Below are 24,028 nucleotides of genomic sequence, written 5' to 3' on the forward strand. Positions count from 1 at the left end.
AAGCGCAAAGCTGGGGCTACCCAGCGCTTTGCATTCTGTCGCTTGAGATGATCAAGGTCGTGGCATGAGCACAAACAAAAAGCCCGGACTATGCCGGGCGTTCATGCTCGCGTCCTGTCAGCGGGCGCGGTAGGTGATGCGGCCTTTGCTCAGGTCGTAAGGCGTAAGTTCCACGCGAACCTTGTCACCGGTAAGAATCCGGATGTAGTTCTTGCGCATCTTTCCGGAGATGTGCGCAGTAACGACGTGCCCATTTTCCAACTCCACACGAAACATGGTGTTAGGCAGGGTGTCGACGACAGTACCTTCCATTTCGAAGCTGTCTTCTTTCGACATTCAGTAAAACCCTCGGTGTCCAATGATAGACCCGGTACGAAGAATGCCCGGGTAAAAGCGGCAAGTATTGTGCCTGAAAGGGCCCCGAGAGCCAAGGGCTCAGGTTAGAGTTATCCAGCGCTGGTTAACCAACAGTTCAATCGGCCTATATTCGGTTTTGTAGTTCATTTTGCGGCAGTTTTTGATCCAGTAGCCTAGGTAGATTGCTTTCAGCCCGAGGCGGGCAGCTTCACCAACCTGCCAAAGAATTGCAAAGCGACCAAGGCTACGGCGTTCCTCGCTGGGGTCGTAAAAGGTGTAAACGGCGGAAAGCCCATTGGGCAGCAGGTCGGTCACTGCCAGAGCGAGCAGGCGGCCTTCCAGGCGGAACTCGTAAAAGCGAGAAAAGGGCAGATCACGCACCAGGAATGTATGGAACTGGTCTCTGCTTGGCGGGTACATGTCGCCGTCTGCATGGCGCTGTTCGATATAGTTTGCGTAGAGCGCGTAGTACTCTTCGCTGAACGAAGGGCGGACGTCGCTCACAGTCAGGTCGGCGTTGCGCTTGAGGATGCGTTTCTGCTGCCGATTGAGCTGTAACCCGTCGGCGGGTATCCGCGCAGGGATGCATGCTGTGCAACGTTGACAATGCGGGCGGTAGAGGTGGTCCCCGCTGCGGCGGAAGCCCATTTCGGACAGCTCTGCGTACACCTGTACGTCCATCGGCTGGCTGGGGTCGAGGAAGAGCGTGGTGGCCTGTTCGTCGGGCAGGTAGCTGCAGGCGTGAGGCTGGGTGGCGTAGAACTTGAGACGAGCCAGTGAAGTCATGGTCAGCTCTCGAAAATCTTGAAGTCAGTGTAGGTCAGCTTGGCTTCGTCGACTAGGACTCCCATCGGGCTGTACTGGGTTCATCCAGATAGCTGGCGAGCGTATTGGCGAAGGTTTGCCTGGGTACGGGTCTCGCGCCAAAACTGGCCAGGTGTTGCGTATGCATCTGGCAGTCAATCAGTTTGAATCCCCAGTCTCTGAGACGTTCCACTAGTGCCACAAATCCCGCCTTGGATGCGTCGGTCGTACGGCTGAACATCGATTCGCCGAAGAATAGTTGACCCATTGCGAGGCCATAGAGGCCGCCGACCAACCGTTCGTCTTGCCAGACTTCGACTGAGTGAGCGATGCCGAGTCGATGCAGCTCCAGATAAGCGTCTTGCATCGGCATGGTGATCCATGTGCCGTCAGTGTAGTTGCGCGGGCCGGCACAACCTTCGATGACGTCTCGAAACGCTTGGTCGAGGGTGATGCTGAATGTTCCTTGCCGTAACTTCTTGCGCAGGCTGCGGGCGACATGCAGCTCTTCGGGATAGAGCACTGTGCGTGGGTCGGGTGACCACCAGAGCAGTGGCTGTCCTTCCTGATACCAAGGGAAGCAGCCATGACGGTAGGCCGCCAGCAAGCGTTCAGGCGATAGATCGCCTCCTGCAGCGAGCAGCCCGTTGGGCTCACGCATGGCTTTTTCGAGTGGGGGGAACGACAGGTTGTCGCGCTGCAGCCAGGTCAGCATATCGATAGCCACGGGGCGGATGGGGGCATCCGCCCGGAGAAGGGTTACAGGTCCAGAAACTTTTCGGCATCGAGCGCGGCCATGCAGCCGGCGCCGGCCGAAGTGATGGCTTGGCGATAAACGTGATCGGCCACATCGCCTGCAGCAAATACGCCAGGGATGGTGGTGCTGGTAGCATCTCCCTCGTTGCCGCCCTTGATGACGAGGTAGCCGTCTCTCATCTCAAGTTGGCCTTGGAAAAGATCGGTGTTGGGCTTGTGCCCGATAGCAATGAAGACACCTGCTAGTTCAAGGTTCCGCTCGTCGCCGGATTCGGTGCTCTTCAGTCTTACGCCTGTTACGCCACTCGCATCACCAAGCACTTCTTCCAGCGTGTGGTTCCAATGCAGGCGAATATTGCCGTTGGCTGCCTTCTCCATGACCTTGTCCTGCAAAATCTTCTCGGAGCGAAGCTTGTCGCGACGGTGGATCAAGTGAACTTCTTTGGCGATATTCGAGAGGTACAGCGCTTCTTCCACAGCGGTATTGCCGCCACCGATCACCGCCACAACCTGGTTGCGGTAGAAGAACCCGTCACAGGTGGCGCATGCCGACACGCCACGTCCGGCGAACGCTTCCTCTGAGGGCAAGCCGAGATACTGGGCGGACGCTCCGGTTGCGATGATCAACGCATCGCAGCTGTAGGTTGCGCTATCGCCTTTGAGAATAAAGGGCCGCTGCTGCAGTTCAGCTGTGTGGATATGGTCGAACACGACTTCGGTGTCGAAGCGCTCTGCGTGTTTCTGCATCCGCTCCATCAACGCTGGGCCAGTCAAACCTTCGACGTCTCCTGGCCAGTTGTCGACTTCAGTGGTGGTTGTCAGCTGGCCGCCGGGCTGAATGCCGGTGATCATTACCGGTTTCAGGTTGGCCCGGGCTGCGTATACGGCCGCGGTATAACCGGCCGGGCCCGAGCCGAGGATGATCAGACGTGAATGCTTGACTTCATTCATAAAAAGCCCTCATAAGCCTTTGTTACCAATAGAGAAGCGTGCTCCAGTCGAGTCACGTTTTAAAAACTGGCGTTTATGCTACACCGAAGCACGGACAAAAGCCCAAGCCGGCACGGAACCGGCATGCCATCGAATCGACAAACCCGTACAATGTCCAGGTTCAGGCTGACTACGGTTCATAGAGCGCGCCGCGGGCGCAGGAAATAAAGCGTTTTGAAGAATACCTCCTCTACCGCGCCAGCTTCCGTCTGGCGACAGCAGTTGCATTACCGCCTTAAAGAAGGGGCACTGATCGCGCTCGGCGCGCTTTGTGCCTACCTCTGGATGGCGCTGCTTACCTACGATCCCTCCGATCCTGGTTGGACCCATACCAGCAACGTCCAGCAGGTCCAGAATGCCGCCGGCCGTGCCGGCGCCTGGTTTGCCGATGTGCTGTTCATGGCGCTCGGCTACTTTGCTTTCCTGTTTCCGTTGTTGCTAGGCGTCAAGACCTGGCAGGTCTTTCGCGCACGGCACCAACCCTGGAGCTGGAACGGGTGGCTGTTTTCCTGGCGGCTGATCGGGCTCGTCTTTCTGATTCTTTCCGGATCTGCGCTCGCCTATATTCACTTTCAGTTTGCGGATGGTTTGCCTGCTTCGGCGGGCGGCGCTTTGGGCGAAAGCCTGGGACAGCTCGCCGAGGCCGCGCTGAACGTTCAGGGCAGCACGCTGCTGCTGCTGGCATTCTTCCTGTTCGGTTTGACGGTGTTCACGGACCTTTCATGGTTCAAGGTGATGGACCTGACCGGCAAGATTACGCTCGACCTGGTAGAGCTGATACAGAGTTTCTTTAGCCGCTGGTGGTCCGCTCGTAACGAGCGTAAGCAAGTTGTTGCGCAGCTGCGCGAAGCCGATGATGTGGTAAACGATGTCGCCGGATCGCTCCCAGATCATCGAGAGCGCGCCAAGGTCAAGGAACGGCTGCTTGAGCGCGAGGAGTCGTTGAGCAAACACATGAGCGAGCGCGACAAGCGCCCGCCTCCAGTAATTCCTGCAGCTGCACCGCCCAAGCCGGTCGAGCAGAGCAAGCGAGTGCTGAAGGAAAAGCAGGCCAATTTGTTCGTTGATCCGCTAATCGAAGGCAGCGTCCCGCCGTTGTCGTTGCTGGACGTGGCGGAAAAGCACCAGAAGCAGTACTCACCAGAATCGCTCGAAGCCATGTCGCGGTTGCTGGAAATCAAGCTGAAGGAGTTTGGCGTCGAGGTAATCGTCGAGTCGGTTCATCCGGGCCCGGTGATCACTCGTTTCGAAATCCAGCCGGCCGCCGGGGTCAAGGTTAGCCGCATCTCCAACTTGGCGAAGGATCTGGCCCGCTCGCTAGCGGTTATCAGCGTGCGCGTTGTTGAGGTGATCCCCGGCAAGACTACCGTCGGTATCGAGATCCCCAACGAGGACCGGCAAATTGTTCGATTCTCGGAGGTACTGTCGTCCGCGCCTTACGACGATGCCAAGTCGCCAGTCACCATCGCGCTTGGCCACGACATCGGCGGTAAGCCGGTGATTGCTGATCTGGCAAAGATGCCGCACCTCTTGGTTGCCGGTACCACCGGTTCGGGTAAGTCGGTCGGCGTGAATGCGATGATCCTGTCGATTCTTTTCAAGTCCACGCCGGAAGACGCGCGGTTGATCATGATCGACCCGAAGATGCTTGAATTGTCGATCTATGAAGGCATTCCGCACCTGTTGTGTCCGGTCGTGACCGACATGAAGGAAGCAGCCAACGCGCTGCGCTGGAGCGTCGCCGAAATGGAGCGCCGCTATAAGCTAATGGCGGCCATGGGTGTACGTAATCTGGCCGGCTTCAACCGTAAGGTGAAGGACGCGGAGGATGCCGGTACGCCGCTGACCGACCCGCTGTATCGCCGCGAAAGCATGGAAGACGAAGCGCCACTCCTGAAGAAGCTGCCAACCATTGTCGTCGTGGTGGACGAATTCGCCGACATGATGATGATCGTCGGCAAGAAGGTCGAAGAGCTGATTGCACGTATTGCCCAAAAGGCACGGGCGGCAGGTATCCATCTAATCCTGGCGACCCAGCGGCCGTCGGTGGATGTGATCACCGGCCTGATCAAGGCCAACATCCCAACCCGGATGGCGTTTCAGGTATCAAGCAAAATCGACTCGCGGACCATTCTCGACCAGGGCGGTGCCGAACAACTGCTTGGCCACGGCGACATGCTTTACTTGCCGCCGGGCACTGGTCTGCCAATTCGGGTCCATGGCGCATTTGTTTCCGATGAAGAGGTGCATCGTGTTGTCGAGGCCTGGAAGGCTCGCGGTGCCCCGGATTACATCGAAGAGATCCTGGTCGGCGTTGAAGACTCGGGAAGCGGCTTCGATGGTGGAAGCGAGGGCGGCAGCGGTGAGGACAGTGAAGACGATCCGCTTTACGATGAGGCGGTACGCTTCGTCACTGAAAGTCGCCGGGCTTCCATCTCTGCCGTTCAGCGCAAGCTCAAGATCGGCTACAACCGCGCCGCACGGATGATCGAATCCATGGAAATGGCGGGCGTCGTGACCTCTATGAACACCAACGGCTCGCGCGAAGTGCTCGCGCCGCCTCCTACCCGCGACTAGGTCGCCGAGGGCTTCATGCAATTGATTCGTGCGTTGTTTGCATCCGCTCTGCTGTTCACACTGGTTCCGGCTCACGCTGACCAGGCCGCCTCTGTGCAACGCCTGACCGGCCTGCTGCAGAAGGCAGAAACCTTGACCGGCCGCTTTTCCCAGCTGTCTCTGGATGGCACCGGAACCCAGCTGCAGGAGACCTCCGGTGAAATGGCGCTCAAGCGCCCGGGCCAGTTTCGTTGGCATACCGATGAACCGATGGAGCAGTTGCTGGTTTCTAACGGTAAGAAAGTCTGGTTGTACGACCCGGATCTCGAGCAAGTCACCATCCAGACACTGGACCAGCGCTTGACCCATACCCCGGCATTGCTGTTATCGGGCGATGTATCGGCAATCAATGAGAATTTCGAGGTGTCGCACCAGGAGGCGGGGGAAGTGGTCGATTTCACGCTCAAGCCGAAAGCCAAGGACACACTGTTCGACAGCCTTCGTCTGTCATTTCGCGGTGGCGTGATCAACGACATGCAAATGGTTGACGGCGTTGGCCAACGCACCAACATCCTGTTCCAAGGCGTAAAGTTGAACCAGCCACTCAAGGCCGAGCTGTTCACCTTCGAAGTTCCCGATGGGGCCGACGTCATCTCCGAGTAACAGGCATTTGCTTTTCCGTTTACCCACACGGCCTGCTTTCCCGCAGGCCGTTTGGATCAGAGGCTTCCGTCGCCGATGGACCTGTTCAGCCGTGAACCTGTCGCTCAACCTCTAGCTGCACGCCTGCGCGCCGCCAGCCTTGACGAATATGTCGGGCAGGAGCACCTATTGGCGCGTGGCAAACCGTTGCGTGAGGCGCTGGAGCAGGGTGCGTTGCACTCGATGGTCTTCTGGGGGCCGCCGGGAGTCGGCAAGACCACCCTAGCGCGCCTGCTGGCCAAAGTGTCTGACGCGCACTTCGAGACCGTCTCGGCGGTGTTGGCGGGCGTCAAGGAGATTCGCCAGGCCGTGGAGATTGCAAAGCAGCAAGCGGCCCAATACGGACGGCGTACGATCTTGTTCGTTGATGAGGTGCATCGCTTCAACAAGTCTCAGCAGGACGCTTTTTTACCCTACGTTGAAGATGGCACGCTGATTTTCATCGGTGCCACCACCGAAAACCCGTCGTTCGAGCTTAACAATGCCTTGTTGTCGCGTGCCCGGGTCTATGTGCTCAAGAGCCTCGACGAGGCTGCGCTACGCAGGCTGGTCACGCGCGCATTGACCGAGTCTAAGGGATTGGGCGACCTCCATCTGAGCCTGCCGGATGAGAGTTTTCAGATCCTCATGGCAGCTGCTGATGGTGATGGGCGACGGCTATTGAACCTGCTGGAAAACGCCTCGGACCTCGCCGAAGAGGGCGGCGAGATCAGCGTCGAGCTGCTGCAGGATCTGCTGGGCGACAGCCGGCGGCGCTTCGACAAGGGGGGGGAGGCCTTTTACGACCAGATATCGGCTTTGCATAAGTCGGTCCGCGGTTCGAATCCGGATGCCTCGTTGTACTGGTTTGCACGAATGATCGACGGTGGTTGCGATCCGCTGTACATCGCCAGACGTGTGGTCCGCATGGCCAGCGAAGAAGTTGGCAATGCCGACCCTCGGGCGCTGAGCCTGTGTCTGTCGGCCTGGGATGTGCAGGAGCGGCTGGGAAGTCCGGAGGGCGAATTGGCCGTCGCCCAGGCGATCGTCTACCTTGCTTGTGCGCCGAAGAGCAACGCGGTCTACAGCGCCTTCAATGCAGCGATGCGGGACGTTCGGGAAAACGGCTCGGCGGAGGTTCCCATGCACCTGCGTAATGCGCCGACCCGGCTGATGAAAGAGCTGGGCTACGGCAACGAATATCGCTACGCCCATGATGAGCCTGACGCCTACGCTGCGGGTGAGGACTATTTTCCAGAAGCAATAGAGCCGCGCCACTATTACGACCCCGTACCGCGTGGTCTGGAGAGCAAAATCCGCGACAAACTTGAGCATCTGGCGCGTCTCGATCAGCAAAGCCCGCGGCAGCGGAGAAAAACATGATTCGCATGGTTCTGGCCGTGGCCGCCGGCGGTGTTGTAGGTACGCTGATCAGATTCGGCGTCTCGACATGGGTCTCCACTCAGTGGCCTAGGCACTTTTTCTTCGCAACCCTCGCAGTGAATCTGCTTGGCTGTTTGCTAATTGGCTATCTGTACGCCTCTTTTCTGCACCGTCCCGAACTGTCCCCGGAGATGCGCAGCGGGTTGATCGTTGGCTTTCTCGGTGCGTTAACGACGTTTTCCAGCTTCTCGCTGGACGGTTTGCGACTGCTGGAAAGCGGCCAGCCCGCGACAGCCTTCGGTTACATAGGCGTGAGTGTGCTCGGTGGTCTGTTGGCCGCCTGGCTCGGACTTACGCTTGGCAGGTTATGAACCTGGCCTGGATCACAGTAAACTTCGCTTCTTGGCCTTTCCTCAAAGCTTCCATAGACGAGACCCACCATGCTTGATTCGAAACTGGTACGCACACAGCTGCAAGACGTGGCCGACCGCCTCGCGACCCGCGGCTACCAGCTGGATGTGGCGCGTATCGAGGCGCTGGAGGCCCAGCGCAAGACCGTGCAGACCCGTACCGAGCAACTTCAGGCCGAGCGCAACGCTCGCTCCAAATCCATCGGGCAGGCCAAACAGCGTGGTGAGGACATTGCGCCGTTGCTCGCCGATGTCGACCGTATGGGCTCAGAACTCGAAGCCGGAAAGGTCGAGCTGGAAGGCATCCAGAGCGAGCTGGATCAGTTGATGCTGAGCCTGCCGAACCTGCCGCACGAATCGGTTCCAGTGGGCAAAGATGAAGATGAGAACGTCGAAGTTCGTCGCTGGGGTGCGCCCAAGACTTTCGACTTCGAAGTGAAAGACCACGTCGCATTGGGCGAGCAGCACGGCTGGCTCGACTTCGAGACCGCGGCCAAGCTATCCGGTGCGCGCTTTGCGCTGATGCGCGGGCCGATCGCCCGTCTGCATCGCGCCCTGGCGCAGTTCATGCTGGATCTGCACACCCGCGAGCACGGATACGAAGAGGCGTACACGCCGTATCTGGTCCAGGCCCCGGCGCTGCAAGGCACCGGCCAGCTTCCGAAGTTCGAAGAGGACCTGTTCAAGATCAGCCGTGAGAACGAAGCTGACCTTTATCTGATTCCCACCGCCGAGGTCTCGCTGACCAACATCGTTGCCGGCGAGATTCTGGATGCCAAGCAGCTGCCGTTGAAATTCGTCGCGCATACGCCGTGTTTCCGCAGCGAAGCGGGCGCTTCTGGCCGTGACACCCGCGGGATGATCCGTCAGCACCAGTTCGACAAGGTCGAGATGGTTCAGATCGTCGAGCCGGGTCAGTCGTTCGAAGCGCTGGAAGGCTTGACGGCCAACGCCGAGAAGGTACTGCAGCTGCTGGAACTGCCGTATCGCGTTTTGGCCCTGTGCACGGGTGACATGGGCTTCGGTGCGACTAAGACCTACGATCTCGAAGTCTGGGTGCCGAGTCAGGACAAGTATCGTGAAATCTCCTCCTGCTCCAACTGCGGCGACTTTCAGGCGCGCCGTATGCAGGCACGCTACCGCAATCCGGAAACGGGCAAGCCCGAACTGGTCCATACGCTGAATGGCTCCGGGCTGGCCGTAGGTCGTACGCTGGTCGCAGTGCTGGAAAATTACCAGCAGGCCGATGGCAGCATCCGTGTGCCGGCGGCACTCAAGCCCTACATGGGCGGTATCGAAGTGATCGGTTGATCCGGCGATAGTGTGCCGATGCAGGTGCAGAGAGCCGGGTGATGTGCCTCGCAGGGAAATGGCCGAACGACCATCCGGACTCTCTTGATTCTCGACAAGGGCCATCACAGCCGTAAGGTTTGAGATGGCTATATCTCATATTGTCACCAGGACTGGTCCATGGATTTTTTGCCGCTTTTCCACAATCTGAAGGGCCGTCCGGTACTGGTCGTCGGCGGTGGGGAGATTGCGCTGCGCAAGGCTCGTTTGTTGTCAGAAGCGGGCGCCGTGCTGCGGGTTGTCGCCCCGGAAGTAGAGGCGCAGTTGAGCGAGCTGGTAGCGCAAGGCGGCGGACAGACAATCCTTCGAGGTTATCTCGCTGGCGACCTGTCAGGCTGCGTGTTGGCGATCGCTGCGACCGATGACGAGCCGCTGAATGAGCAGGTATCCGAAGACGCCAAGGCGCTTGGCATGCCGGTTAACGTGGTGGATTCGCCGCAGCTGTGTACGGTGATTTTTCCGGCCATTGTTGACCGCTCGCCGCTGATGATCGCTGTTTCCAGCGGTGGTGATGCTCCCGTGCTGGCGCGCCTCATGCGCGCGCGCATCGAGACCTGGGTGCCAGCGGTCTATGGCGAATTGGCAGGCCTGGCGAAGAAATTCCGCAGCCAGGTCAAGGCCAAATTTGCAGACGTACAGCAGCGGCGTGTGTTCTGGGAAGAAGTCTTCCAGGGCAGCGTCGCGGAGCGTGCGCTCGCTGGTCAGGCGCAAGAGGCCGAGCGGCTCTTGGAGGAAAAGCTGTCCGGTGCGGAGCCGAAAACCCTGGGCGAGGTCTATCTGGTCGGTGCCGGACCGGGCGATCCTGATCTGCTGACCTTCCGTGCCCTGCGCCTGATGCAGCAGGCCGACGTGGTCCTCTACGACCGCTTGGTAGCGCCCGCTATCCTCGACCTGTGCCGGCGCGATGCCGATCGCATCTATGTCGGTAAACAGCGCGCAGCGCATGCGGTGCCGCAGGATCAGATCAACCAGTTGCTGGTAACCCTGGCCAAAGAAGGCAAGCGCGTGTTGCGGCTCAAAGGTGGCGATCCGTTCATATTCGGGCGAGGCGGCGAAGAGATCGAAGAACTGGCGGCGCACGACGTGCCGTTCCAGGTCGTCCCCGGGATCACCGCGGCCAGTGGCTGCGCGGCCTATGCCGGTATTCCGCTGACCCATCGTGATCATGCTCAGTCGGTACGCTTCGTGACGGGGCATTTGAAGGATGGAAGTTGCGATTTGCCGTGGTCAGAACTGGTCGCGCCCAGCCAAACGCTGGTGTTCTATATGGGGCTGGTCGGTCTGCCGGTTATCTGCCAACAGCTGATCGCACACGGTCGCGCTGCCGATACCCCTGCTGCCTTGGTCCAGCAGGGAACGACGATCAACCAACGAGTGTTTACCGGAACGCTCGCCAACCTGGCCGAGCGAGTGGCCAACGAACAGGTGCAGGCGCCAACGCTCGTCATCATTGGCGAGGTGGTGCAGTTACGCGAAAAACTTGCATGGTTCGAAGGCGCACAGAACCGCGACAGGTAACTATCGCGGCCGTCCGAGACGGTCGCGGCCTTAGCGCGACCAGATGCCCTTTCCGGCCAGGCGATCCCTATCATGGGCGCGGTCCAGCGACTGCTCCGGGCCTTTGGGTACGATGCCATTGCCGTTGATATGCCGGTGACTGGCGTAGTAGTGGTGCTTGATGTGGGTGAAGTCGACGGTCTCGGCAATCCCCGGCCACTGGTACAGCTCTCGTAGCCAGCTCGAAAGGTTGGGATAGTCTTCGATCCGTCTCAAGTTGCATTTGAAGTGACCGTGGTAGACGGCATCGAAGCGAACGATGGTGGTGAACAGACGCCAATCCGCCTCCGTCAGGTATTCGCCGGTCAGGTAGCGATGCTCGTTGAGCCGCTGTTCGAGCCTATCGAGCTCGGCGAACAATTCATCGAATGCTGCTTCGTAGGCCTTCTGCGTTGACGCAAACCCGGCCCGGTAGACGCCATTGTTGACGCGTGGATAGATGCGCTCGTTGAGGACGTCGATCTCGGCACGTAGCGGCTCTGGGTAGAGATCCAGCCTCGAGCCAGTCAGATCATCGAAAGCGCCGTTGAAGATGCGAATGAGCTCGGCCGATTCGTTGTTGACGATGCGTTGCTCCTGCTTATCCCAAAGCACCGGAACCGTCACACGGCCGGTGTACTGAGCGTCATCAGCGGTATAGCGCTGATGCAGATAGCTCAGGCCATCCAGCGCATCACCAGTCGAGCCGCGTTGCTTGTCGAATGTCCAGCCGTGCTCCGCCATCAGCCAGCTGACCACCGAAACGTCGATCAACGGCTCGAGCTGTTTGAGTTTGCGATAAATCAGGGTGCGATGAGCCCAGGGGCAGGCCAGCGATACATAGAGATGATAGCGACCTGCTTGTGCCTGAACGGCGGGGCGGTTATCAGGCCCTGGCGAACCGTCCGTGGTGACCCAGTCTCGCCGTTGGGCCTGCTCTCGCTGGAATTCTCCATCGTTACTGTTTTCGTACCAGCGGTCTTGCCACTGGCCGTCGACCAGAAGTCCCATGCTCACCTCCACGGTTTCGAATTAAAAACAGTGTAGGTGTCATGGCTCGATTGATGAGTCGTAAAGCCCGGTCAAACCAATCGTTCAGGTCGATAGATTCCGATGCGCCCAGAACTCACGAGCCTGATCGAACGCTGCTTCACGCGGGTGGTCGAGGCCTCGGAGTGCCAAGGCCATCGTCGCAACGACTGCAAGCTCGCCGTAGGCATCTTCGGCACCTTGCCAGACAGCAACCAGATGCTGCGGATCGAGCTGCGCAGGTTTGACGTGACGTTGCGGCGAAAGCGCCGGCCAGTCTTCGTCCCAATACTCGCCCGCCTGGGTACCGTACAGGTGCGCAACGCCATCGGGGTTGACCTCGATCTCGCCCCCTTCGCCCTTAATCACTATTGAGGTATCGCCCAGCAGCCGACTGGCTTCCCTGTGATTTGCCTGATAGCCCGGGTGGAAGATGCTCTGCAGTCCGCAGCGGGCACTCAGTGGATTGAGGATGCGAGCCAGCGAATGGATAGGGGAACGCAGGCCGAGAATGTTGCGCTGATCGATCATGCGCTGAAGCTCCGGCATCCAAGCACCGAGTGGCATGAAAGCGAGGTTGTCTTTATCCAGAGCATTGGCAGTTTCAGCCCAGTCGCGGCAACTAGCGATACCTAATAGCTCGAGCTGCTGCTCGGTATACATCCGACCTGCGGTGTGTGCGCCACCGCCATGCATCAGAATCCGAATGCCGTTGTGTGCCAGGCATTTTGCAGCAAGCAAATACCAGGGCAGATGACGCTTCTTGCCGGCATAGCTTGGCCAATCAATATCCACCGCGATTGCTGGCGCTTGCAGGCGCTCGCGCACGGCTTCGGTGAAACCCGCCAGTTCTTCGGCACTTTCTTCCTTGTGCCGTAACAGCATGAGAAAAGCGCCGAGCTGCGTGTCTTCCGCCTTCCCGTCAAGCAGCATGCCCATGGCTTCGCGCGCTTCTTCGCGGGTCAAGTCACGGGCGCCGCGCTTGCCTTTGCCGAGAATGCGGACGAAGACGGCGAAAGGATGTTCGGCAGGGGTGACCAGGCTCATATGCAATTGCTCGGTTTCGGCAGGCCTGCCAGCTTTGCAGCCAGCTTGGCAGGGGTGCCTTTGAATAGGCGGTTCAGATGCATGCTGTTGCCCTTTTCCGGGCCAAGTTTCAATGCGGTGTACTTGATCAGCGGACGCGTTGCGGGCGACAGCTGAAACTCCTGATAAAACTCGCGCAGCACCCGGAGAATTTCCCAGTGTTCGGCTTGGAGGGTGATCCCTTCAGCGTTCGCCAGTGCTTTTGCGACCGGCTCGCTCCAATCGTTGAGATCAACCAAGAAGCCTTCCTGATCCACAGCAACGCTTATGCCATTGATGATCAGCCCGTTCATAGCCAAGAATTGGTCCGGTCATAACGACAGCAGAGCTCGACGAAGCCGTCATAGTCGACCTGCTGCAGGCGCGACGGCAGGGAGTTGATGCCACGGGCGGTCACGTCTTCGTCCAGCGCAAACAGCGCGATGCTCTCGGGCATCAGATCCAACGCTTTCCGCTGGGCGGTGCCGTCCTTCAGTGCATATACCGCATCCCCACAAAGCAACAGCGCATCGTCGGCAGTGACCAGATGCAAGCAGCTGGCCAGGCGGCTATCTGCAAACGGGGAGTGTGAAAGCAGGTGGAGAGTTGCCATCAGAGCGTGATCACATGGTCGTAGCGGTTAATAAGGGCGCGTAGGCCGGCATCGTCCAATAACTCTACCGGCAGCGACAGCGTGGCCTCATCCAGCCCGCGCTCGCTGAGGCTGCGCTTGGCCGCGTACAGCGCGTCGATGCCAAACATGGGAAGTGCCTGCAGATTGGCCGTCAGGTCCTTTTGCTGCAGCTGAGTGGCCTTCTGAGCAGGCGCTAGCTGAAACACCCCATCATCGAGAAACAACAGCCCGAGTGGCAATTCGAACGCGCCGCCGGCCAGAACGATATCCAGTGCCTCGCGTGCGGAAGGACCGGACCAGGGCGACTGCCGCGTGATGATGAGCATCGAGCGCGCCATCAGTGGCCTCCAAAGCAGACCAGGCGGTCGGCGTGCTGGCTGGCTTCGTGCAGCTGCCCCAGACCGGACAGCTCCCAACCCGCTGCAAGGTTCGCTGCAGGGCGCTGGTGGCGTTTGGCTTCTTGTTCATCCAGTACGCCACGGCGCAGACCCGCGGCGATGCAGACCACACCGTCGAGCCCGTGGAAACTGATGAGTTGACGCCATTGCTCTGCGATATCCAGTTCGTCTTGCGCGGTCACTGTGTTGGCCGACGCGCTGTGTACACCATCCTGATAAAGGAACAGCCGGACAACCTCGTGCCCGCCCGCCAGCACCGCCTCGGTGAAACGCAAGGCGCGGCGTGAGGCGGGGGAGTGGGCAGGGGAAAACAGAGCAATTGCGAATTTCATGGGCCACCGTTGCATGACTGCCTGACATGATACGCCAGCTTTAGAAACGAAAAAGCCCGCCGAAGCGGGCTGATTCGATGGGTACTGATCAGTCGTCGCCACCCATGATGCCCATCAGCTGCAGCAGGCTGATGAACAGGTTGTACAGCGAAACGTACAGACCGATGGTGGCCATGATGTAGTTACGCTCGCCGCCATGAATGATGGCGCTGGTCTGGTAAAGGATGCACACCGACGAGAACAGCACGAAGCCTGCGCTGATTGCCAGCTGCAGACCACTGATCTCGAAGAAGAAACCAGCGACCATTGCGCCGAGCAGGACGAAGAAACCAGCGGTGATGAAACCGCTGAGGAAGCTCATGTCCTTACGGGTGATCAGCACGAACGCCGACAGGCCAAAGAACACCAGAGCGGTCATCGACAGCGCCGAGGCAATCAGTTCACCACCGTTGGCAGTGCCCAGGTACATATTGAGGATCGGCCCCAGCGTGTAACCCATGAAACCGGTCAAGGCGAAAGTCGAAAGCAGACCCCACGCGGAATTGCGCAGCTTCACGGTCAGGAAGAACAGGCCGTAGAAGCCGATCAGCACCACGAAGATGTTCGGGTAGGCTGCGTTGGCTTGCATCGCCATGTAGGCGACGAAGGCGCTGAAGCCCAGGGTGATGGCCAGCAGGCCGTAGGTGTTGCGCAGAACGCGGCTGACTTCCTTCTGTTCAACCTGCGTATGCGTAGGTGCGTACTGTTGCTTGAGCATGGCGACACTCCTGTAGATGTATTCAGCCTAAGGTGAATTGCCCCGGATCATAGCAGAGCTTTTGTTTCCTCCTAACGACAGTGTTTGACAGACTGTTTCGTTCGGGTACTATTGCGCCCGCTCTCTGCGGAGGAGTGGCAGAGCGGTTGAATGCAACGGTCTTGAAAACCGTCGAAGGGGAAACTCTTCCGTGAGTTCGAATCTCACCTCCTCCGCCATATCACGAACTGAAGGCCCCGTATTACGGGGCCTTCAGCGTTTCTGGGGTACGGGAACGGCTGTGTAAGCGTTCCCAGATTGGTCCCAAGGGAGCGAGTGCGGCAGGACGAAAGCCGACCTAAGACGCCAAAGCCGCGATTTTCGCCTGCCCCAGCTAGTGTGTGAGGCGTTGAGTGATGGCGCACTGCGTGAACCCTTCAGATGGGATAATTTGAGCGAGCTCGTGGCCTCTGCCCAACGATTGACGTGACCCCGTGCTTAAACGTGAGGTGGTTGGCGTTTCTTTGGCGAGCGATGGGTGCGCTTGGTAACTAAAATTTCCGCTCGGACAAAAGGAATTGTCAGATGATCCGGATTAGGCTGCCCGAGGCTTTGGCGCTCGTGCAGGAACACTTCAGGCCGCTGTTGTTCACGGCCTCAATGGATTCTCCTCAGACCATCCAGGCGATGCTGCTGGATGAGTTGACAGGGGAGTCGTTGGTCTTGACCGGGCTCCCGTGTGGCGTATCGGTTACGCGAGCGCAATTAGCAGGGTTGATTAGCGTGATCGAACTCGACGTCATTGCACTACGGCCGGCTCTGCTCGAGCGCTTGAGAGAACGACAAATCGCCATTTAGCTGAACGTTTGTCTAAGGCGTCATCCAAGATAGGCGGCGGCGTCGAATCTCACTGACCCTGCCACTCTCAAGTAGAAAGGCCCCATGTTCTGGGGCCTTTTTCGTTTGAGTTCATGAAGCAACTCGCGGGTTTGACTCGCCTCAGGCTACCGAAGCGGTTTGGGGTACCGAGCCCACCTCCTCGGCGTAGTGGCAGGCCACCAGCCTGTCGTCCAAAGGGCGGAATGCCGGGACTTCTGAACTGCAGCGTTCGGTGGCGTGAGGGCAGCGGGTATGGAAAACGCAGCCGGTAGGTGGGTCGAGCGGGTTGGGCAGTTCGCCGCTGACCTTGATTTTCGGCTTCGTCAAGTCAGGCCGAATGCTTGGCGTCGCGGCCAGCAGCACCTGAGTGTAGGGGTGTAGCGGGCGGGTGTAGATCAGCTCGGCTGGCCCCATTTCCATCGGGCTGCCGAAATACATCACCAATACCTTGTCCGCGACGTGACGTACCACGGCCAGATCGTGAGAAATGAAGACATAGCCGGCGTTGAACTGCTCCTGCAGATCCATGAAGAGGTTCAGCACCTGCGCTTGAATCGACACATCCAGCGCCGAAGTCGGCTCGTCGGCAATCAGCACCTTCGGATTGAGCATCATGGCCCGCGCAAGGGCGATGCGCTGGCGCTGGCCGCCGGAGAACATATGCGGATAGCGCTGGTAGTGCTCGGGACGCAGCCCGACCTGCTGCATCATCGCCTGCACGCGCTCCCGGCGTTCGCTGCGTGACAGCCCGGTATTGATAACAAGCGGCTCAGCCAACTGGTCGCCGATCTTCTGCCTTGGGTTCAACGAGGCATAGGGATTCTGGAAGACCATCTGCACGTCGCGGCGTAGCTGTTTGCGTTGAGCCTTGTCTGCGCCTGCCACTTCCTGCCCGGCAATCTGCAGCGATCCGGACGTCGGCTCCTCGATGAGTGTCAAAGCCCGTGCAAGCGTGGACTTGCCGCAGCCGGATTCGCCCACCACCGCAAGCGTTTCGCCGGACGCCAGTTCGAAGGACACGCCGTTGAGCGCGCGTACGGTGGCGTGTGGTTTGAACAGCCCACGTGAGATTTGGTAGTGGCGGGTCAGCTCGCGTGCGGACAGCACGCTGCCTGTCGACGGCTCAGTAGGCATGGTGTTCTCCGGGTGGCTGAATAGGTCGTTGCGACTCCGGCAGCACTTCAGGTGCTTCGCCAGGTGTCATGTTGCGCGGGTAAAAGCAGCGCACCTCGCCGCGGTCGTAGGGTTCCAGTGCCGGTCGTTCTCCGCAGCGTGGTTGAGCGTAAGGGCAACGTGGCGAGAGCAGGCAGCCCGCCGGGCGGTCGTATCGACCTGGGACGATGCCCGGCAAGGTCGCAAGACGCCGGCTATTCGAATGTTCTGGTATGGAGGCGAGCAACGCTTCGGTGTACGGATGAGCGGGTGCGTCAAACAGCTCTGGTACGCGCCCGGTCTCGACCGCTTGGCCCGCATACATCACACAGACGCGCTGAGCGGTTTCGGCTACCACAGCCAGGTCGTGAGTGATCAGGATGAGTGCCATGTTCTGGTCGCGCTGCAGACTCAGCAACAGGTCCATGATTTGTGCCTGAATGGTGACATCGAGCGCTGTGGTCGGCTCGTCGGCGATCAACAGCTGTGGCTCGCCTGCGATAGCCATGGCGATAGCCACCCGCTGGCTCATGCCGCCGGACAGCTGATGGGGGAAGGCGTCCAGACGGCTGGCGGCGCCGGGGATCTCAACCCGCTCGAGCAGCTCGAGTGCTCGCTGCCGAGCGGCTTTGCCCTTGAGGCCCAGATGCTGTCGCAGCACCTCTTCAATCTGGAAACCCACGGTGTAGCTGGGATTGAGCGCGGTCATCGGGTCCTGAAAGACCATGGCCAAATCCTTGCCGATCACTCGACGGCGCTGGCGCCCCTTGAGAGTCAACAAATCCTGGCCAGCGAACTGGAGGCGATCAGCCGCCACTTTGCCCGGCGCATCGACCAGTCCCATCAAGGCCATCATCGTGACTGACTTGCCAGAGCCGGACTCACCGACGATGGCCAGCACTTCACCTTTGTCGACGCTGAGGTCTAGCCCGTCCACTACAGGTGGCGCGCCGTCGTCTCCAAAGCGCACCGACAGGTTTTGAATCTCGAGGAGGCTCATGGGCGGTTGTCCCTTGTGTCCGTAAGTTCTGAACGAAGCATCTGTGGACCCCTCACGCGGCATTCTTAAGCTTGGGATCAAGCGCATCGCGAAGCCCGTCACCGAAGAGGTTGATGGCCAGAACGCTGAGCAGGATCGCCAAGCCTGGGAGGGATACGACCCACCAGGCGCGCTCGATATAGTCACGCGCAGAGGCCAGCATCGTTCCCCATTCCGGCGTAGGCGGCTGCACCCCGAGGCCTAGAAAGCCCAGCGCGGCGGCGTCGAGAATCGCTGAGGAAAAACTGAGCGTGGCCTGGACGATCAGCGGCGCCATGCAGTTCGGCAATACGCTGATAAACATCAAGCGCAAGGTGCCGGCGCCGGCCAGTTTCGAGGCTGTCACGTAGTCGCGGTTGAGTTCTGTCATCACCGCCGCCCGGGTCAGCCGCACGTAGGAGGGCAGGGAGACGATGGCGATGGCGAAGATGGTATTGATCAAACCTGGGCCGAGGATCGCCACGATCGCTACCGCCAACAGCAGCGAGGGCAGGGCCAGCATGATGTCCATCAAGCGCATGATGAACGGCCCCAGCCGAGTAGGTGAAAAGCCTGCCAGCAGGCCGAGCAGGATGCCGGGCAGCAGTGAAAAGACGACCGAAGCGAGGCCGATCAGCAGCGACAGCCGCGCCCCGTGGATCAGCCGCGAAAGCATGTCCCGCCCGAGCTCGTCGGTGCCAAGTATGAATTGCGCCGTCCCGCCTTCCTGCCATGCTGGCGGGGTGAGCAAAAAGTCGCGAAATTGTTCGCTGGGGTTGTAGGGCGCCAAAGCCGGTGCGAACAGGGCGCAGGCAACCAGCAACACCATAAAGATCAGGCCACCCAGTGCGCCTTTGTTGCGGCGAAAGGCACTCCAGAACTCCCGAAGGGGTGACGGGTAATAAGCAGTCGGTTCGGCGGCCGGCAGGGTCTCGATGCTGTTCATGCTTCGGCCTCCTTAGCGCTGGTGGCGAATACGGGGGTTGGCCAGGCCGTAGAGGATGTCCACGGTGAAATTGACCAGGATGACGAGGCAGGCGACCAGCAAGATGCCGTTCTGCACTACTGGGTAGTCGCGGGCGCCAATGGATTCGATCAGCCACTTGCCGATGCCCGGCCAGGAGAAGATGGTCTCGGTCAGTACGGCTCCGGCCAGCAGGGTGCCGATCTGCAAGCCGAACACGGTCAGGACGGGGATCAGCGCGTTGCGCAGCCCATGAACGAACACCACTCGGTTCGGCGATAAACCTTTCGCCCGAGCCGTGCGGACATAATCTTCGCGCAGCACTTCGAGCATCGCCGAGCGCGTCATGCGGGCGATGACCGCCAGGGGAATCGTCGCCAGCACCACTGCCGGGAGAATCATGTGGTGAAGAGCGTCCAGAAATGCGCCTTCTTCTTCGCTAAGCAGGGTGTCGATCAGCATGAAGCCGGTGACGGGCGGTACGTCGTAGAGCAGGTCGATTCGCCCCGAAACAGGCGTCCAGCCAAGGCCTACGGAGAAAAACATGATGAGAATCAGCCCCCACCAGAAGATCGGCATTGAGTAACCCACCAGCGAAACGCCCATGACGCCATGGTCGAACAGCGAGCCGCGTTTCAGTGCGGCGACCACGCCAGCCAGCAGACCCAGGGTGCCAGCGATGATCAGTGCCGCGAAGGCAAGCTCAAGGGTGGCGGGAAACAGGGTAGTGAACTCTTTCCAGACGCTGGTGCGTGTACGCAGCGACTCGCCAAGATCACCTTGCGCCAGATTGCCGATGTAATCGAAATACTGCAGGTAGAGTGGCTTGTTCAGACCCAGCCGCTCCATGGCCTGGGCATGCATCTCCGGATCGACTTTTCGCTCTCCCATCATCACTTCCACCGGATCCCCGGGGATCATGCGAATCAGGGCAAAGGTGAGTAGCGTGATGCCGAAAAAGGTGGGTATCAGCAGACCCACGCGGCGGGCTATGAAGCTGAACATTGCAGAACTCCTGGTAAAACTATGGCAACGCGACAGCACAGCCTCGATCGCCGTACTCAAGTTCGCGACTTTCGTTGGGCTGATAGCGCTTGGCTGTGCGGACCGGCAGTCCAAAACATGCAAAGGAGGTCAGCCAGACCTGCCCAAGGGGCAGGCCTGGCTTCGCTACTATCAACGCTTGTTTTCTACGCCATAGAAGGAGTTGCGCCCGAAGGGGCTGATTTCGAAGCCCTCCACGCTGTTGCGCATCGGTTGGTAGACGGTGGAGTGGGCAATAGGCGTGATGGGCACCTGCTCCTGAATGATCTGCTGCGCCTGTTCATACAGCTTTGTGCGTTCAGCCTGATCCGTAATGCGCTTGGCATCCTTGACCACTTTGTCGTATGTCGCGTCGCACCATCTGGACCAGTTGTTGCCATTTACGGCATCACAGCCATACAGAGTGTTCATCCAGTTGTCCGGGTCGCCATTGTCCCCAGTCCAGCCTATCAGCATGGCGTCATGTTCCCCCGCATGGCCGCGCTTGATGTATTCGCCCCATTCGTAGCTCACGATGCGTGCCTTGATGCCGATCTTCGCCCAATCAGCCTGGATCATTTGCGCCATCAGCTTGGCGTTGGGGTTGTAGGGGCGCTGCACGGGCATTGCCCACAGGGTGATTTCGGTGCCTTCCTTGATGCCTGCCTGTTTAAGCAATTCGCGCGCTTTTTCCGGGTTGTATTCGGTGCCCTTGATGCTCTCGTCGTAAGACCACTGAGTGGGCGGAAGGGCGTTCACAGCCAATTGGCCGGCCCCCTGATAGACGGCCTCGATGATGGATTTCTTGTCGACGGCCATGTCCAACGCCTTGCGCACCTCAAGCTTGCCGAGTGGCTCGTGCTCAACGTTGTAGGCGATGTAACCGAGGTTAAAGCCGGGTTGGCTCGGTACCTCGATGTTGGGATCTTTCTGCAACGCTTCGATGTCCGCCGGGCGAGGGTTGAGCGTGACCTGGCATTCCCCGGCACGAAGCTTCTGCGCGCGGACCGAGGCGTCGGTCGTGATCGCGAAAATCAAGTTATCGATCTTCACGTCTTCGGGTTTCCAGTATTCCTTGTTGCCCTTGAAGCGGATCTGAGCGTCTTTCTGGTAGCGGCTGAACACGAACGGCCCAGTGCCAATGGGCTTCTGGTTGATCTGTTCACTATTGCCGGCTTGGAGCAACTGATCGGCATATTCAGCTGAATGGATCGCGGCGAAGTTCATCGCGAGGTTCTGTATGAAGGCGGCATCTACTTTGTCGAGGGTAAAGCGGACCGTCATGTCGTCGAGCTTTTCGACCTTGGTGATGTTCTTGTCCATGCCCATGTCGACGAAATAGGGGAACTCGCTGGCGTACGCCTTGCGGAACGGATGCTCCTTGTCGAGCATGCGCTGGAAAGTGAAGAGGACGTCGTCGGAATTAAACTCGCGGCTGGGCTTGAAGTAGTCAGTGGTATGAAACTTGACTCCGGGACGCAGATGGAAAGTATAGGTGAGGCCGTCATCGCTGACCTCCCATTTGGTCGCCAGCGCGGGGAGGGCGCGAGTGCCGCCTCGTTCGAATTGGGCGAGACGATTGAATACAGTTTCCGAGGCGGCGTCGAAGTCTGTACCGGTGGTGTACTGACCGGGATCGAAACCGGCGGGGCTGCCCTCGGAGCAGTACACCAGGCTGCTGGCGGCGAAGCTGAGGGGCGAGCCGAGGATCAGTCCCGCGGCGAGCAATGCTCGGATGGAGAGAGTGTTTCGCATGCAAACCTCATTCTTTTTTATGTTCATCGAGGGTTGGTCTCGTGGACCGAACAGTGGCTCACTGCACGCCGGTGTCGCCGTGGGGGTTCGCCCGCTCGGCGCAGAACACTGTTGGCGGCTGCGTCCTGAAGATCACAGCCTAGCCTGCCTCGAAATTAAGTCATGCTGAAAACACGGTCAACAGAAATTAAGCGCTGCTAAATTTCGTTGGCGAGCTTCAGGTATCGAGATCAAGCAATAGCGGTGCCAGCTAGCGGGTGGTCAAATCGTCGAACAGGCCCATGGTCGTTACGGTGAGCACTTCGGCCGGTTGATCGCCTACGTTGGCTAGGTGGTGAGGCTTGCCCGCATCGAAATGTATGGAGTCGCCGCTGGCCAACGGATAGTCGCGACCATCGACCGTGTAGATGATCCGTCCGGAGAGGACATAGGCGAATTCGGCGCCTTCGTGGGCAATGAGTTCGGACTGGTAACCCACTGGCATGCTGACTTTGACGGCGTTCAGCAGATTGCCTGGAAAGCTTGTAGACAGGCGCTCGTACGCCAGCGGCTGGCCTTCGATGGTGTAACGAACTCGTTCGCCCTGGTGGGAATCTGGCTGCGGTTGGCTGGGCTGATCAAACAGCGAATTGAGCGGGACGCCGAGCGATTTTGCGATGTTCGCCAGCGACGAAATCGAGACACCCGTAAGGTTACGTTCGGCCTGGGACAGGAAACTCGCTGTCAGCCCCGACTCCTTGGCTACCTGGTTCAGGGTCTTGTTCGCGGCGCGCCTGTGACGACGCAATCGCTCGCCGATACGGTCGACTGTCATGAAATTCGCCTTGTGAAAGTGGCCAGTATACGGCCAGCGGGACAGGCTCGCGCCAGCCTTGATTTTGGCTTTTTCACGGCACCGCAGAAAAAAACTTTGCCAGAAAAATTAAGCTGTACTTAAATTCGGCGAACATTTTCGGCTGGTTTCGGAGAACAGGCATGACCATCGGTGTCGGCGGCAGTACGCAGGAAGAAGCGCTTGGGCGCTTGCGCAACATGCTGGATGGCGTCGAGCCGATAGCGCAAGACGAGTACCTGGACCGTATCGACAAGGCACAGCGGCGCATGAGACAGCTTGGCCTCGACGCCGCTTTTCTTAGCGCGGGCGCGAATCTCGAGTACTTCACCGGCGTGCGCTGGAGCCCGAGCGAGCGCATGGTTGGTGCAATCCTGCCCGCCGATGGTGCGCTGGAGTACCTGGCGCCGGCCTTCGAAGAGGGCACGATTCGCGACTTCATGGTGGTTGATGGTGCAGTCAACGGGTGGCGGGAACACGAAAGCCCCTATCGTTTGTTGCTCGACTGTTTGCAGCGCATGGGCATCCAGCCGAACACCAGTCTCCGCCCATGCATTGGTCTGTGTCCGTCGTTGCCGTTTTTCATGTTCGACGGCCTGCGCTTGCTGGATCCAGGCTACGCCTTCACCGATGCGAGCGCCGTGACAAGCTATTGCCGGCAGCGTAAATCGAGTGCCGAGATCGCCTTGATGCAACGGGCTAAGGACATGACGCTGGAAGTGCACAAAGCGGCGGCGAGCATCCTGTACGAGGGCATCAGCACCACCGAAGTGGTTCGGTTTATCGAGCTGGCGCACCGGGCAGTCGGTGCGCCAGGGTCAACCTTCTGCATCGTGCTGTTCGGCGAAGCGAGTGCATTTCCCCATGGTGTGAAGTATCCGCAAACGCTCAAGCGCGGTGACATGGTCCTGATCGACACGGGCTGTCGTGTGCACAGTTACCTGTCGGACATCACCCGCAGTTACGTCTTCGGCGAGCCGAGCGAACACCAGCGGGCATTGTGGACCTTCGAAAAGGACGCACAGTTGGCCGCCTTTGCGGCGGCCCGCCTGGGTGCGCGCTGTGAAGAAGTGGACGAGGCGGCGCGAGGCGCGCTCGAAGCCTGCGGCCTCGGTCCCGATTACCAATTGCCGGGCCTTCCTCATCGCACCGGTCACGGGATCGGGCTGGAAATCCATGAAAGCCCCTATCTGGTCCGCGGCGACCAGACACCCATCGACGTCGGCATGTGTTTCAGCAACGAACCGATGATCTGCGTGCCCGGTGAGTTCGGCATTCGCCTGGAGGACCACTTCTACATGAGCGAGAGTGGACCGCGCTGGTTCACCGAGCCGAGCCACAGCATCGATGATCCCTTCGGCCTCAATCACTGCTAAGCGGTGAGGCGC

25 protein-coding genes and 1 tRNA gene are annotated in these 24,028 nt (G+C 59.4%); 9 read left to right on the forward strand and 17 right to left on the reverse strand.

Annotated elements, in window-relative coordinates; translation table 11 throughout:
• Positions 1-117: 117 nt before the first annotated feature.
• The 4 genes from infA to trxB all read right to left on the reverse strand — a co-directional run bounded on the left by infA (position 118) and on the right by trxB (position 2,868).
• Complete coding sequence (gene infA, locus RT21_RS16785; RefSeq protein WP_002553999.1) at positions 118-336, reverse strand: translation initiation factor IF-1; 219 nt, start codon at positions 334-336, stop codon at positions 118-120.
• Between the two features lie 99 nt (positions 337-435).
• Positions 436-1,143 carry an arginyltransferase gene (locus tag RT21_RS16790; RefSeq protein ID WP_046163623.1) on the reverse strand — a complete coding sequence of 236 codons (708 nt, stop codon included), beginning with the start codon at positions 1,141-1,143 and terminating at the stop codon, positions 436-438.
• A 52-nt stretch (positions 1,144-1,195) separates the two neighbouring features.
• Positions 1,196-1,876 carry a leucyl/phenylalanyl-tRNA--protein transferase gene (gene aat / locus RT21_RS16795; protein WP_046163624.1) on the reverse strand — a complete coding sequence of 227 codons (681 nt, stop codon included), beginning with the start codon at positions 1,874-1,876 and terminating at the stop codon, positions 1,196-1,198.
• Positions 1,877-1,920: 44 nt separating this feature from the next.
• Complete coding sequence (trxB, locus tag RT21_RS16800; RefSeq protein ID WP_046163625.1) at positions 1,921-2,868, reverse strand: thioredoxin-disulfide reductase; 948 nt, start codon at positions 2,866-2,868, stop codon at positions 1,921-1,923.
• Positions 2,869-3,081: 213 nt separating this feature from the next.
• Here trxB and ftsK point away from each other — a divergent pair, with 213 nt between their 5' ends.
• The 6 genes from ftsK (at position 3,082) to cysG (ending at position 10,805) form a co-directional block, all read left to right on the forward strand.
• On the forward strand, positions 3,082-5,484 hold the full coding sequence (gene ftsK, locus RT21_RS16805; RefSeq protein WP_177327101.1) for a DNA translocase FtsK: 2,403 nt from the start codon (positions 3,082-3,084) through the stop codon (positions 5,482-5,484).
• Between the two features lie 15 nt (positions 5,485-5,499).
• Positions 5,500-6,126, forward strand: a complete 627-nt coding sequence (gene lolA / locus RT21_RS16810) for an outer membrane lipoprotein periplasmic chaperone LolA (RefSeq protein WP_046163626.1) — start codon at positions 5,500-5,502, stop codon at positions 6,124-6,126.
• Positions 6,127-6,201: 75 nt separating this feature from the next.
• Positions 6,202-7,527, forward strand: a complete 1,326-nt coding sequence (locus RT21_RS16815) for a replication-associated recombination protein A (RefSeq protein WP_046163627.1) — start codon at positions 6,202-6,204, stop codon at positions 7,525-7,527.
• Positions 7,524-7,898: a fluoride efflux transporter CrcB gene (gene crcB, locus RT21_RS16820; protein WP_046163628.1), complete on the forward strand. Its 375-nt coding sequence runs from the start codon at positions 7,524-7,526 to the stop codon at positions 7,896-7,898. The genes RT21_RS16815 and crcB overlap by 4 nt, the downstream gene beginning before the upstream one ends.
• A gap of 69 nt (positions 7,899-7,967) precedes the next feature.
• Complete coding sequence (gene serS, locus RT21_RS16825; protein ID WP_046163629.1) at positions 7,968-9,248, forward strand: serine--tRNA ligase; 1,281 nt, start codon at positions 7,968-7,970, stop codon at positions 9,246-9,248.
• Between the two features lie 159 nt (positions 9,249-9,407).
• A complete protein-coding gene (cysG, locus tag RT21_RS16830; RefSeq protein ID WP_046163630.1) occupies positions 9,408-10,805 on the forward strand; it encodes a siroheme synthase CysG in 1,398 nt (465 codons plus the stop codon).
• A 30-nt stretch (positions 10,806-10,835) separates the two neighbouring features.
• Here the strand turns inward: cysG and RT21_RS16835 are convergent, their stop codons facing one another.
• The 7 genes from RT21_RS16835 to RT21_RS16865 form a co-directional block, all read right to left on the reverse strand.
• Positions 10,836-11,834 (reverse strand): glutathione S-transferase family protein, encoded by a 999-nt coding sequence (locus RT21_RS16835; RefSeq protein WP_046163631.1) that lies wholly within the window; start codon positions 11,832-11,834, stop codon positions 10,836-10,838.
• An 84-nt stretch (positions 11,835-11,918) separates the two neighbouring features.
• Complete coding sequence (locus tag RT21_RS16840; RefSeq protein WP_046163632.1) at positions 11,919-12,899, reverse strand: glycosyl transferase family protein; 981 nt, start codon at positions 12,897-12,899, stop codon at positions 11,919-11,921.
• Complete coding sequence (locus tag RT21_RS16845; RefSeq protein ID WP_046163633.1) at positions 12,896-13,231, reverse strand: TusE/DsrC/DsvC family sulfur relay protein; 336 nt, start codon at positions 13,229-13,231, stop codon at positions 12,896-12,898. The genes RT21_RS16840 and RT21_RS16845 overlap by 4 nt, the downstream gene beginning before the upstream one ends.
• On the reverse strand, positions 13,228-13,530 hold the full coding sequence (gene tusB / locus RT21_RS16850) for a sulfurtransferase complex subunit TusB (protein WP_046163634.1): 303 nt from the start codon (positions 13,528-13,530) through the stop codon (positions 13,228-13,230). Before tusB ends, RT21_RS16845 begins: the two co-directional genes overlap by 4 nt.
• Complete coding sequence (gene tusC / locus RT21_RS16855) at positions 13,530-13,889, reverse strand: sulfurtransferase complex subunit TusC (protein WP_046163635.1); 360 nt, start codon at positions 13,887-13,889, stop codon at positions 13,530-13,532. Before tusC ends, tusB begins: the two co-directional genes overlap by 1 nt.
• Positions 13,889-14,281, reverse strand: a complete 393-nt coding sequence (tusD, locus tag RT21_RS16860) for a sulfurtransferase complex subunit TusD (protein ID WP_046163636.1) — start codon at positions 14,279-14,281, stop codon at positions 13,889-13,891. Before tusD ends, tusC begins: the two co-directional genes overlap by 1 nt.
• A gap of 88 nt (positions 14,282-14,369) precedes the next feature.
• Positions 14,370-15,038 (reverse strand): Bax inhibitor-1/YccA family protein, encoded by a 669-nt coding sequence (locus RT21_RS16865; RefSeq protein WP_045426571.1) that lies wholly within the window; start codon positions 15,036-15,038, stop codon positions 14,370-14,372.
• A gap of 128 nt (positions 15,039-15,166) precedes the next feature.
• Between RT21_RS16865 and RT21_RS16870 the strand changes: the two genes are divergently transcribed.
• Positions 15,167-15,256 (forward strand) — tRNA-Ser (locus tag RT21_RS16870).
• A gap of 346 nt (positions 15,257-15,602) precedes the next feature.
• A complete protein-coding gene (locus RT21_RS16875) occupies positions 15,603-15,875 on the forward strand; it encodes a DUF1652 domain-containing protein (protein WP_046163637.1) in 273 nt (90 codons plus the stop codon).
• Between the two features lie 141 nt (positions 15,876-16,016).
• Here RT21_RS16875 and RT21_RS16880 read toward each other — a convergent pair whose 3' ends face one another.
• From RT21_RS16880 to RT21_RS16905, 6 genes are all read right to left on the reverse strand, one after another.
• Positions 16,017-17,030 carry a peptide ABC transporter ATP-binding protein gene (locus RT21_RS16880; protein ID WP_046163638.1) on the reverse strand — a complete coding sequence of 338 codons (1,014 nt, stop codon included), beginning with the start codon at positions 17,028-17,030 and terminating at the stop codon, positions 16,017-16,019.
• The gene (locus RT21_RS16885; RefSeq protein WP_046163639.1) at positions 17,020-18,048 is read right to left on the reverse strand and encodes an ABC transporter ATP-binding protein; all 1,029 of its coding nucleotides are present in this window, start codon (positions 18,046-18,048) and stop codon (positions 17,020-17,022) included. Before RT21_RS16885 ends, RT21_RS16880 begins: the two co-directional genes overlap by 11 nt.
• Positions 18,049-18,100: 52 nt before the next feature.
• On the reverse strand, positions 18,101-19,012 hold the full coding sequence (locus tag RT21_RS16890) for an ABC transporter permease subunit (RefSeq protein ID WP_046163640.1): 912 nt from the start codon (positions 19,010-19,012) through the stop codon (positions 18,101-18,103).
• Between the two features lie 12 nt (positions 19,013-19,024).
• Positions 19,025-20,035, reverse strand: coding sequence for an ABC transporter permease subunit (locus RT21_RS16895; RefSeq protein WP_045426583.1), 1,011 nt, complete (start codon positions 20,033-20,035; stop codon positions 19,025-19,027).
• Between the two features lie 171 nt (positions 20,036-20,206).
• Positions 20,207-21,808, reverse strand: coding sequence for an ABC transporter substrate-binding protein (locus tag RT21_RS16900; RefSeq protein ID WP_046163641.1), 1,602 nt, complete (start codon positions 21,806-21,808; stop codon positions 20,207-20,209).
• Positions 21,809-22,058: 250 nt separating this feature from the next.
• Positions 22,059-22,622: a cupin domain-containing protein gene (locus RT21_RS16905; RefSeq protein WP_045426588.1), complete on the reverse strand. Its 564-nt coding sequence runs from the start codon at positions 22,620-22,622 to the stop codon at positions 22,059-22,061.
• Positions 22,623-22,783: 161 nt separating this feature from the next.
• On the opposite strand from RT21_RS16905, the gene RT21_RS16910 reads away from it, so the two are divergent.
• Positions 22,784-24,016, forward strand: a complete 1,233-nt coding sequence (locus RT21_RS16910) for a M24 family metallopeptidase (RefSeq protein WP_046163642.1) — start codon at positions 22,784-22,786, stop codon at positions 24,014-24,016.
• Positions 24,017-24,028 lie beyond the last annotated feature (12 nt).

This window comes from Pseudomonas sp. 10B238 (genome assembly GCF_000970615.1).
GTDB lineage: Bacteria > Pseudomonadota > Gammaproteobacteria > Pseudomonadales > Pseudomonadaceae > Stutzerimonas.